Origin of the sequence: Desulfolutivibrio sp., from assembly GCF_036584575.1 — a bacterium.
Taxonomy (GTDB): Bacteria; Desulfobacterota; Desulfovibrionia; order Desulfovibrionales; family Desulfovibrionaceae; genus Desulfolutivibrio.
Genome location: NZ_JAZHDB010000048.1, coordinates 15564 through 27026, shown reverse-complemented (window position 1 = coordinate 27026; position 11463 = coordinate 15564). Strand labels below are relative to the sequence as shown.

The 11463-nt window shown below is 62.9% G+C and carries 9 protein-coding genes and 1 pseudogene; all 10 read right to left on the bottom strand.

What is annotated here, in order from left to right; genetic code table 11:
- Nucleotides 1–196: pseudogene (locus tag V3572_RS03785) on the bottom strand (hypothetical protein); the annotation flags it as partial.
- 225 nt (nt 197–421) lie between these two features.
- Nucleotides 422–1513, bottom strand: a complete 1092-nt coding sequence (locus V3572_RS03780; RefSeq protein ID WP_332109643.1) for an HD domain-containing phosphohydrolase — start codon at nt 1511–1513, stop codon at nt 422–424.
- Nucleotide 1514: 1 nt separating this feature from the next.
- The gene (locus tag V3572_RS03775) at nt 1515–1898 is read right to left on the bottom strand and encodes a response regulator (RefSeq protein WP_332109642.1); all 384 of its coding nucleotides are present in this window, start codon (nt 1896–1898) and stop codon (nt 1515–1517) included.
- Nucleotide 1899: 1 nt separating this feature from the next.
- Nucleotides 1900–4026 (bottom strand): sensor histidine kinase, encoded by a 2127-nt coding sequence (locus V3572_RS03770; RefSeq protein ID WP_332109641.1) that lies wholly within the window; start codon nt 4024–4026, stop codon nt 1900–1902.
- A complete protein-coding gene (locus tag V3572_RS03765; RefSeq protein WP_332109640.1) occupies nt 4023–5045 on the bottom strand; it encodes an ABC transporter substrate-binding protein in 1023 nt (340 codons plus the stop codon). The genes V3572_RS03770 and V3572_RS03765 overlap by 4 nt, the downstream gene beginning before the upstream one ends.
- A gap of 153 nt (nt 5046–5198) precedes the next feature.
- Nucleotides 5199–5885 carry a hypothetical protein gene (locus tag V3572_RS03760; RefSeq protein ID WP_332109639.1) on the bottom strand — a complete coding sequence of 229 codons (687 nt, stop codon included), beginning with the start codon at nt 5883–5885 and terminating at the stop codon, nt 5199–5201.
- Nucleotides 5886–6004: 119 nt separating this feature from the next.
- Nucleotides 6005–7732, bottom strand: a complete 1728-nt coding sequence (locus tag V3572_RS03755) for a cation:proton antiporter (protein WP_332109638.1) — start codon at nt 7730–7732, stop codon at nt 6005–6007.
- A 389-nt stretch (nt 7733–8121) separates the two neighbouring features.
- Nucleotides 8122–9324 (bottom strand): PhoH family protein, encoded by a 1203-nt coding sequence (locus V3572_RS03750; RefSeq protein WP_332109636.1) that lies wholly within the window; start codon nt 9322–9324, stop codon nt 8122–8124.
- A gap of 297 nt (nt 9325–9621) precedes the next feature.
- Entirely contained in the window at nt 9622–10497 is an 876-nt protein-coding gene (pstA, locus tag V3572_RS03745; protein ID WP_332109635.1) for a phosphate ABC transporter permease PstA, read from the bottom strand.
- 15 nt (nt 10498–10512) lie between these two features.
- Nucleotides 10513–11406 carry a phosphate ABC transporter permease subunit PstC gene (gene pstC / locus V3572_RS03740; protein WP_332109634.1) on the bottom strand — a complete coding sequence of 298 codons (894 nt, stop codon included), beginning with the start codon at nt 11404–11406 and terminating at the stop codon, nt 10513–10515.
- Between the last annotated feature and the right edge of the window lie 57 nt (nt 11407–11463).

Genomic DNA, 11463 nt, shown 5'->3' with positions numbered 1-11463 from the left:
CGCGCGCCAGGGCGGCCAGGACGTCCGCCAGGGCGGCCCGGGAGGCCCGGGCCGCCGGGAGCAGGGTGAAAAGCTTGTGCAGGATGACGGCCCAGCTCAGAACCGACATGGCGGCCAAAAGGGCCAGCACGGCCTTGACCGTGGGCGTGGCCTCCCGGATCATGGCCCAGACGTCGAGTTGGGGCATGAGGTCCATGTATGCTCCAGGGGAAAGGGTTGTAAGAAAATTCCCCTCCCTCTCTAGCAGGTTTTTCCCCGGCTGGCACCCTTTCGGGCAGGACATTGGGCGGGAGCGCGGCGTGGGGGGAATCCCTTGGAAAACGCCGCCGTGTCTTTACGGATGAAAACACGAGGATGGTGTGTCAGGCCAAGGCCGCACGTGGCGGGCGGCGCGCCCGTGTTGCGTTTTGTGAACGCCGCCCTAATCCTTCCACTTTTTCCGGATGGCCCGGATGGCGTCGACCTCGCGGAAAAAGGCCTCGATGACCATGGGATCGAACTGGCTGCCCGAACCTTTTTGCAACAGGGCGAAGCATTTTTCCACGGGGAAGGCTTTTTTGTAGGGCCGATCGCTGCGCAGGGCGTCGTAGACGTCCACCACGGACACGATGCGGGCCTCCAGGGGGATGGCCTCCCCCGCCAGCCCAATAGGGTAGCCCGTGCCGTCCCACCGTTCGTGGTGGTACAGGGCCAGGACGCGGGCCAGGCGCAGAAGCTCGTTGTCGCCGGATTCCAGGGGGCCGAGCAGGAAGCCGCAGGCGTTTTGGGCCGTGTCGGAGCCGTTGAGCGGTCCCAGGATCTCGCAGCCGTAGAGGCAATGGCGACGCATGATCTCCCATTCGTCCGGATCAAGCGGCCCGGGTTTGAGCAGCACGGTATCCGGAATGCCGATCTTGCCCACGTCGTGCAGGGGGGCGCATTCCCGCATCATCTCGCACCGCACCTCGGAAAGCCCCATGGCCCGGGCCAGCAGCGCGCTGATCTCGCCCACCCGGATGACGTGGTGGCCGGTTTCGTTGTCCTTGTATTCGGCGGCCCGGCTTAAGCGCTGCATGATCTGGCGGCGGGTCAGTTCCAACTCGGCCGTGCGTTCCTGCACCAGCCGCTCCAGGTTCTCCTGGTACTGGCGGTTTTCGCGCAAAAGCCTGGCCCGTTCCAGAACCCTGTCCAGCATATGGTCCAGGACGGCCATGTTGGACAGAGGCTTGGTGATGAAGTCCCAGGCCCCCAGGCGCATGGCGCGCAGGGCGTCCTCCACCACGCCCACCCCGGACAGCACCACCAGGGGGAGGTCCGGGGCCAGGACCGTGGCGTTTTGGATGAAGGAATAGCCGTCCATGACCGGCATGTTCAGGTCCACCACCACGGCCTGCACCGCGTCCGGGTCACGCTCCAGGACATCAAGCCCATCACGCCCGTTTTCGGCCAGAAGGACGTCGTAATCCATGTCTTCCAGGTGCGCGCCCAGGGCCCGGCGCAGACCGGCCTCGTCGTCGATGACCAGAATGGCCATATCAGGCGTCTCCTTGGGAGAGGCATTCCCGTATCCGGTCCAGGATGGCGTCGGCGCCGACCGGTTTGAAGAAAAAGTCCCGTCTGGTCAGGCCCAGTTCTTTGAGCTCGGAGCTTATGGCCATGTCCACCGAGCCGGTATGCACCAGAAAATGGCGGCACACCCCCCGGGCCGAGGCCTCCCGGATGAACTGCGTGCCGCTCATGCCCGGCAGGCGCATGTCCACCACGGCCAGCTCGGCGGGTTCCAGGGCCAAAAGCTCCAGGGCCTGCTCCCCGGAGTGGGCGCTTCGTACGGTGAACTCGTCGAAATCCTCCAGATATTGGGTCAACAGATCCCGAATGCGCTCCTCGTCGTCGAGGATGAGAATGTGTGGAGTGGCCATCTTACCCCTCAAGCCTTTCGTCCTTGGGCAGGTCGATGCAGAAGACGGCCCCGCCGTCGGGGCCTGTTTCGATGGTCATCTTGCCGCCATGGCCCTTGGTCACGATGAAATAGGACACGGACAGACCCAGCCCGGTGCCGACGCCAGGCTGCTTGGTGGTGAAAAACGGTTCAAAGATCCGGGTGCGAACCCCCTCCGGCACGCCAGGGCCGTTGTCCTCGATCTCGATGCGCACCCGATCCGTGAGATCCCGGATGCGGACGGCGATGTGCGGCGCGGCCACGGGGGAGGCTGCGGCGGCCATGGCCTGGGCGGCGTTTCTGAGCACGTTGAGCAACACCTGTTCGATTTCCGTGGCCGTGCAGCCGACGCCCGGCAGGTCGGGGGGGTAGTCCCGTACGATCTCGATCTTTTTGAAGTCGTAGCTTTTTTTGAGGTCGTAGTCGTTGGAGGCCAAGTTCAAGGCGCTGTCGGCAATGGCCCGGATGTCGCAAACCGTGCGGCGGGATTCGCTGCGTCGGCTGAAATCGAGCATGTGCCGGATGATGGCCGAGGCCCGGGAGGCGGCGGACTGGATGTCCTCGATGAAGACGTCGAGCTTTCGGACCTTCATGTATTGGTCCAATAGGCGCATATCCAGGCCGATTTTTTCGGCGGCCTCCAGGTTTTTGCGAAAATCCGGCCGGGTGCGCTGCACGATGTTCTGGGAGGCCTGGAGCACGATGCCCAGGGGGTTGTTGATCTCGTGGGCGATGCCTGCGGCGATGCCCCCCACGGAGATCATTTTTTCGGTCTGGACCATCATCTCCTGCATCCGTTTGGTCTCGGTGATGTCCCGGACCATGGTCATGAGATAGCGCCCGCCTCCGATGATCACGATCTGTCCGGAGAGGGAGCAGATGGCGATGGTTCCGTCTTTGTAGCGGGACTCGCATTCGAAATGGTCCACCCGGCCGTCCCGGCGCAGGAGGCTGTGGAAGGCCTCCCGGTCGGCGCTATTGGCGTAGAGGGGGAGCTCGGCCGAGGTTTTGCCCAGGATGTCTTCGCGCGCGTAACCCGTTTGCGCGGTGAAGGCTTCGTTGGCGTCGACGACCTTTCCGGAGTCCATGTCCGCCAGGAGAATGGTGTCCGGGGCGAACATGAAGATCCGGGAAAACTTTTCCTCGGACTGGCGCAATCCGGCCATGGCCCGTCCCAGGGCGGCCAGTGTCAGGGCCACCAGGGCCAGGGTGGCCAGGGACACGCCGCCGGTCAGCCAGGCGATGCGGGCGGCCGGGCGCAGGAGCTCATCCTCTTCGGCCGAAAGCACCAGGTACCACCCGGTCTCGGCGTTGGGCACGGCCATAAGCACACGCTTCACGTCTCCCTCGCGAAAATGGGCTGGTTCTCCCGAGGCAGCGGACTTTCGGACCTCGTCCATGCGCCAGTCCGCCCAGGAAAGTCCCGAGGCGATGCCGGATGGTGCGGCAAGGATGACCCCGGTCTTGTCCAGGATAAGGCCTATGCCGGTTTCCCGGGAATGCTCCCCGAGGGGAAGCTCTCCGGCAAAGCGAGAAGTCTCCATGGCCACGGCGATGACCCCGGCCAGAATCCCTGTCCCTGTGTGGACGGGGGCCGCGACCACCAGCATGGGCACATGGGAATGGCGGCCGGAGGCAAGCGTCTCCATGGAGAGATTCCCAGCCAGGGCCATCTGGAAATAGGCCCTGTCCCCGACCGAGAAGCGGCCCACCATGTCCGGATGGGAGGCGGCCACGATTTCGCCGTTGAGCTTGATCAAAAACACCCGGTCAAACGAGCTGCCCGTGACCCGGGCGGCCATGCGCCGGGTGGCCTCCTCGCGGGCCGACTCCCCCAGGTAGGAGTTCTCAAGGGCCAGGGCATAGATATCTTCACGACTCCACAGGTCGAGCCGGGCGGCTATTTCCTTGACCCGGGAGCCGATCTCCCGGTTGAGGAATCCCAGGGTCTGCTGGGTCTGGCCCAGGGCCAGTTTCGTCAGGGTGTTCTTGGTCGAAAAATAGGCCAGAAGGGTGCTCAAAACCACCCCGGCAAAGACCACAGTCAGGACCGGGGCCAGATGCCGGTCCAAGGACAAGACCGAGACAAACCTTCGGACGGCGTTCATTGCAACACAACCCCCGCCGCCTCGATGATGGGGTAGGGGATGCGCACGCCCAGGCGTTCGGCGGCCTTGAGGTTGACCATGACCACGCCCTCGACGTTGATGCGCACCGGTATGCTTCCGGCCGCCGTCCCGGTGTCCAGGATGCGGCGGGCCATCTCCCCGGCAAGTCGGCCCTGCTCGTGGCCGGACTCCAGGATGCCGCACAGCATGCCGTGCTCCTTGGCGATGTCGGAAAAGCCCAGGGTCGGCTTGTTGATTGCGGACTGGGTCCAGGCCATGACCTCGTCGGGGGATACGACGCGGCCGGTTTGTTCGTCCGTAAGCGCATTGTAGGGGCCGAAGGCGTACACATCGGCCCGGGATTGATACGAGGCGATCTTTTGTCGCCACTCCTGCAATGTCCGGCACAGTTCAACCCCGACGACCTCCAGGGCGAAGGGGAATATCTGGTTCAAATCCTCCGCCACGAAACGCATGGATTCCGAATCCTCCCCGAAAAAAGCCACGCTTTGGGTTTGAGGCAGGATTTTTTTCATCAGGGCGAAGCCCTCGCGGAAGTGGTACCGCTCCCGCACCCCGGTGACGTTTGAGGCCGGAAACCCATAGATATCCAGGGGGGCGTTGACCCCGCAAAAGACCACCTGGGGGGTGGGGCGGTTTTTCAGGAAGGGGACGGTCAGGGAGGCCTGGGCCGCGTCGTCCACGGCGATGACCACCTGGGGGGCGAGGGCCGTGATGCGGGCCAGGGCCGTGTCGGCGGCGGCGCGAAGCGAGGCCGGGCCGGGGCGGCGCTTGGCGTCCAGATACAGGGTCTCGATGTCGACCCCTGTTTCCGCGAGGGCGTCCCGGATGCCCGCATCGATCTCCCGGCACCAGACGTATTCGGGATTGTAGCTTTGCACCACGATGATCCGCCGTTGCAGTTCCCCCGGTGCGTCGACAGCCCAGGCTGCGGACCAGGCCGCCGCCTGGACGGCTACGGCCATGAAGGCGAATCCGATGCATCGTGTCCTGGACATGTCCGGCTCCCGGTTGCACCGCCACGCGCCACGCGTGCCGCCAGGGCAATCCCGGGGCTCAGATTCCGGAAGGAAGCGGCAAAAGGAGGCAGTCGCGTGACTTACGCTTGAAAATAACCAGGAAGCAGACTTATTGTCCAGGAATTCCGGTGTTCATGAAGTCTTTTTTTGATCCTCCTGGAGGATTTTCCGGCGAAACCGCTTGTCCAGGGTTTTCTCCAAAAACTCCGTGAAGTATCCCATGTATTTTTTCAGAAAGTACTGCATGTCCAGGAATTTTTGCTTGTGCTTGTATTTGATGAGTGTGGACGGGTTGAAGTAGGCCAGGGCGTTTTCCCTGGTCAGCACGAAGGGGGGCTTGCCGTCCTTGACCAGGATGAAACTGGCCAGAAGCGACCCGGTGCGGTGGTTGCCTTCCAGAAAAAGCTGGGGCTGGCTGACGCCCAGGACGTAGACCCCGGCGGCCCGTTTGTAGGCCGATTTGGACTTTTTTCGCGCGTACCAGGACAAGATCTGGCCGATGCCCTGGCTGAAACGCTTGCGGGTCTCCAGGATGTGGGGGCCGAATTCCAGCCGTACCCGTTCGTCCAGGCCGCACAGCACGATGTGGTTGAGCTCCAGGATGTGGTCCGAGCCCTTAAGGGTGAAAAGGTCCACCTCCTCTTCCAGGAGTTGGTCAACGTAGGCGTATCCGGCCAGGAGGTTGTCGATGATCCGGTTGTCCAGGGGTTCGCGGCGCATGAGCATCGCTTCGCTGAGGCGTGAAAAATCGCGCTGCACTTCAAGAAGCGAGGCCTGTATTTCCTCCATGTTCAGCCGGTATGTTTTGTATGTGCTCATATTCCGGGGCGTCTCGTGTCGCGTCCCTAAAAAAAATACATCAGTATTTTTTAGAGAAATATAAATATTTCGAATGGTTGTTTTTGGGATTCATATGTACGGATTGCAAGGACAGGACACTAGCCCAAGACCTCGCGCCGGGCGGCCAGGGCGGCGGTTTCCGCCTGGCGCACGTCGTCCCCCGTCCCGTCGCGAAAAGACAAAATGACCCGGGCGGCGCGTTCTGCGGCGTGGATGCGGGGCACGAACACGAAATCCGCGCCCTCGGCGTACAGGCTGTGGGCTCCGGCCAGGGTGTTGGCCGTGACCATCACCTTCGCCCCCGGGCACAGGCGCTTGGCCATGCGCAACAGGCGTTGGTTGGTGGCGCCGCGCAGGATGGAATTGGGGATGGAGCAGACCACGGCCCGGGCCGCGCCGATGTGGGCGTGAACCAGGGTGTCCAGGTTGGCGATGTCGCCGTAGACGCAGGCCACGCCCCGGCTGGTCAGTTCGCGGATGACCGTCGGGTTGAAGTCCACCACCAGCACGCGCGGGGGCGTCGCCGAGCCCTGGCTGAGGGTTTCGATCTCCTGGAAGATGGAGCTGGCCTCGCGGAAAAATCCCAGAAACACGATGTCGGGGTCGGCATGGGGCTCGATCCGATCCCCGGCGTCAGCCACGTCCCGCAGGCCCAGGCGGCGCAGCGCGGCGGCCAGAACCTTTTGGATTTCGTGGTTGTACTGGATCATGTAGGTGGAGGCCACGGAGGTGGCCGCAAAGACGAAGGTCAGGATGCCCACGGTCTGGTCCGAGACATGCCCCATGTTCAGGCCCAGAGCGGCGATGACCAGGGAGAATTCGCTCATCTGGGACAGGTTGATGGAACAGATCAGGCTCGGCCGCAGGCCGTTTTTCAGGCCGTAGAGAATGGGGAAGACCGAGGCGAAGCGGGCCGCGATCAAAAAGGCCGAGGCCAGGGCCGCATAGCCCAAAAGTTCCCCCGTGGGCACGGGGATCTGCATGCCCAGGCCCACGAAGAAAAGCGTCACGAAAAAGTCGCGGATGCTGACGACCTTGGCGATGACGTCCACGTTGTAGGGAAAGGTGGACAGGGAGACCCCGGCCACCAGAGCCCCCATCTCCCGGGACAGCCCCACGGCCCCGGCCGCGCCGCTGACCAGGAAGCACCAGGACACGGCCGTGACCAGGACCAGTTCCGGCACCTTGGCGATGAACGTAAAAAGCCGGGGCAAAAGGAACTTGCTTGCGGCCATGGCCGTAACGACCAGCAGCCCCCCCTTGGCGAAGGACAAAAGCACCGTGCCCACGGCCGGATCGGCCAGGTTGGGCTGCACGGCCAGAAACAGGATGGCCCACACGTCCTGGAAGACCAGCACGCCCAGGGTGATGCTCCCGGGCAGGGTGGTCAACTCGAACTTGTCGTAGAGCAGCTTCACCACGATCATGGTGCTGCTTAAGGCCAGGGCCACGGCCAGGTACAGGGCGTCGAAGCGGCCGTCGCCCAGGGCGAACCCCAGGGGCGCAAAAAAGACAAGGCCCAGGGCCACGCCCAGAGGGAACTGGCCAAGGCCCGTGACCACCAGGGAGCGTCCCGAGGCGGCCAGTTTCTTCAGGTCGATCTCCAGGCCGATGATGAACAGCAGAAGGATCAACCCGATCTCGGCGATGAGGCTGATGGTGGCCTCGTCGGCCACCAATCCGAAACCCATTTTGGGCCCGAGCAGGATGCCCGCCGCCAGATAGGCCAGGATCAGGGGTTGGCGCAGGGCCTTGGCCAGGATGCCGATCCCGGTGGCGGCCACGATGGACAGGCCGATGTCGGCGATGAGATCGGCGTGGTGCATGGGGTGTGGTTCCTTGCGTCGCGCAGGGCGGACGGGCATGGGGTGGAAGCCGCAAAGGGGAAATCCGACCCGGGTGCGCCCGTGAAGGCGGGCGGCCCGGCGGAAAGCCGGGCCTGTCCTTCATGCCAGGGACGCCCGCGTTTTTCAACATGGCGGGTTGTCCCGGCCAGGACCATAGGGGCGCGTCGGATTGGGCGTCGCCACGGGGACGTTCGTCCCGCCCCGCTCCGGCGGTCTATGCCTTTGTCCTGGCCATGTCCGGGGCTGCGCCGAGGCATGGCCAGGACAAGGTTCGTGATCCATTACCCATGAACGCGAGCAAGGCGACGATGGCCGCTTTGCGGATGGCTGAAGCGGGGACCGCCAAACGTCAAATGCCACGGTGTTCGCTAGAGGCGGGACTTGAGCACCATGTCCGTGATGGGGCCGCGCGACTTGTCTCCCTTGAGCACGATGTGGGCGTAGTTGGGGAAGCCTTTGAACTTGCGCACGATCCAGTTCAGGCCGTTGTTGGCTTCGTTCAAATAGGGGTTGTCCACCTGGGAGGTGTCGCCCAGGCACAGGCATTTGACCCCTTCGCCCATGCGGGTGAGGATGGCCCGGACCTCGGTGCGCGAGAGGTTCTGGGCCTCGTCGATGATCACGAAAGCGTTTTCGATGTTCATGCCGCGCACGTAGGCCAGGGGCAGGATCTCGAATTTTTTGGGATTGAGGCGCAGGATGTCGTCGTTGGGGTTCAAAAAGACCTTGTTGGCCGCCCGGGACTTGTGCAGCTTTACCAACAGATCGTAGATGTATTTCATGTAGGGCTCCATCTTTTCCGACACGTCGCCGGGTAGATAGCCCAACTTGGCCCCGATTTCGATGGTGGGCTTGAGCACGAAGATCTTGTCGTAGAGCTTTTTCTCCTGCACCGCATACAGCGCCGCCGCCAGGGCCAGGTAGGTCTTGCCGTATCCGGCCTCGCTTTGGATGGACACCAGGTCGATGTGCTGGGAACAGATCAGTTCCAGGGCCAGGTTTTGGTACACCGTGCGGGGCTTGATGTTCCAGACCTCGCAGGAATAACCGATGACCTTGTCCCCGTCCGGGGCGTGCAGCACGGGCTTGCCCTCGCGCCAGGAAAAGGAGTTGGGCACGGGGGGCTGGCCGTCCTCCACGAAGCCGGTGTAGCGCTGGGATTCGGACTCGAACGGCTTGGAGTCGCGCAGTTCCTCGCTGTTTATGCCCGCCAGCCCGGCCTGGAGTTGCAGGATGCGGTCGTTGGTGACCAGGATGGGGTTTTCGATGCCGCCCGAATTGATCTCCGCCAGGATGTGGTTGTCCACGATGTCCGTGAACTGGGAGCTGCTTTTTTCGTTTTTGATGAAGGTGATTTTGTCGCGGTGCTCCATGAGCAGCTGGATCACCTTGGAGACGATGTGCCGCAGCTTGGGGGTTTTTTTCAGGCCCTCAAGCTCCATGAGCACATGGTAGGGGATGAAGATGTTGTTTTCGGCGCCGTTTCGAAGGTTGAGCAGGCATTCGGGGTTTTCGATGAGGACGTTGGTGTCCAGGACGTAGTTCTTTTTAGGCGCGCTTGGTTCACTCATGGGCGATCCGCTTCCTTTTTCAGAAGGTTTGGGAAGGGCTCCCGGGGGGAGCGCACAAAAAAAGGCGACCGGACGCGGGGGGCGTCGGGTCGCCTTTGTGGCGAAAAAGGGTCAGGTCATCGGCCTTTTTATTCACGCGGGCCTTTGTGCTGTGGTTCCGTTGCCTACGCGGCGTCCGTCCCAGGCGACGCCCGAGTGTTGCGTGCGATACGTTCCGTTAGGCTTTACCAAGCAGCAACACCGTGAAGGTATGATTTTTATTCACAAAAAACATACTTGTTTTTTGTGGACGCCACACTAGCGGCGTTTTTGCAATCTGGCCCGCATAAGGATGGCCACCAGGTTCATGCCCAAAACCAGCACGATGAGCACCAGCGACGTGCCGTACTGCAAGGGCCGGGTTTTTTCGATGTCGGTCCCGGCCGTGGCCAGGACGTAGACATGGTAGGGCAGGGCCATGACGCTGTCAAAAACAGAGGTGGGCAGGTAGGGGGTGAAAAAGACCGAGGCCGTGAACATGATGGCCGCCGTCTCCCCGGCCGCCCGGGACAGGCCCAGGATGGCCCCGGTGAGCATGCCCGGCATGGCCGCCGGGAGCACCACCAGGCGGATGGTCTGCCATTTGGTGGCCCCAAGGCCGAGCGACGCCTCGCGATAGGTCTGGGGCACGGACTTGAGGGCCTCCTCGGCCGTGCCGATGATCACCGGCAGGACCAGGATGCCCAGGGTCAGGATGCCCGCCAGGATGCTCACGCCCATGCCGAAAAAGGTCACGAAAAAGGCCAGCCCGAAGAGTCCGAAGACCACCGAGGGCACCCCGGCCAGGTTGCTGATGCCCAGGCGGATGATGCGCACGACCTTGCCCGGGGTGGCGTATTCGTTGAGGTAGATGGCCGAGGCCACGCCCAGGGGGAAGGACACGACCATGGTCCCCAGGCTTAAGAGGATGGTGCCCAGGATGCACGGCCAGATGCCCCCGGCGGTCATGGAATCCGTGGGGGCCTCGGTGAGGAAGGTCCAGCTGATGGCCGGAATGCCGTTTATCAGCACGAAGGAACAGATGATCAGAAGCGCCGTGAGGTTGATGATCGACGAGGCGCCGAAAAGGCCCCACATGACCCGCTGGGTGGTGTATCGGGTGCGCTTGCTGGCGCCGAAGGGGATGGTGCTCATGGACGTTACGCCTCCCTACAGCGTGGCCGCGCCGACCTGCTTGTGCTTCTCGGAAATGTGGTCGGCGATGATGTTGAAAAGCAGGGTGAATAAAAACAGCACGATGCCGATGGCGAACAGGGCGTGATAATGGTCGCCCCGGAAGGGGGCCTCGGCCATCTCGGCGGCGATGCTCGACGGCATGGGCCGAACTGGCGAGAAAAGGGACGTGGGGATCATGGCCGCGCCTCCAGCCACCATGAGCACCACCATGGTCTCGCCGATGGCCCGGGACATGCCCAGGATGATGGCGGTGCTGATGCCTGACAGAGAGGCCGGAAGGATGACCCGGGCGATGGTCTCCCAATGGGTGGCTCCAAGGGCCAGGGAGGCCTCCTTGAGTTCGGCCGGGACGGAATAGATGGCGTCCTCGGAGACGCTGCAGATGGTGGGCACGGACATGAACGCCAGCATGATGGCGGCGTTGAAGAGGTTTAATCCCGTGGCCAGGTCGAAGGCCTCCTGCAGGAAGGGGGCGACGACCACCATGCCGAAAAAGCCGATGACCACCGAGGGCAAAGCGGCCAAAAGCTCCACCACCGGTTTGAAAAAGCCCCGGGTTCTGGGACCGGCGATCTCGGCTAAGTAGATGGCGGTCATGACCCCCAGGGGGATGGCCAGGGCCGAGGACACCAGGGTCACGGCCACCGAGGCCACGATCAGGGGAAAAATGCCGAAGTCGGCCGGGTCGGAGGTGGGGTACCACAGATGCCCGAAGAGAAAATCGATCACCGAGACATGCTCGAAGATGGGCAGGCCCTCGATGAACAGATAGATCATGATCAGCCCCAGGGCCACGATGGACGACAGGGCGGTGACCAGGAAAGCGATGCGGATGACGGAGTCTTTGGCTTTGCGGCTGACGGCCATGGCCTTACCTTGTCCTTCGTGCGCGGCGTTGGGGATGGAACCGGAAAGGCCTTCGGC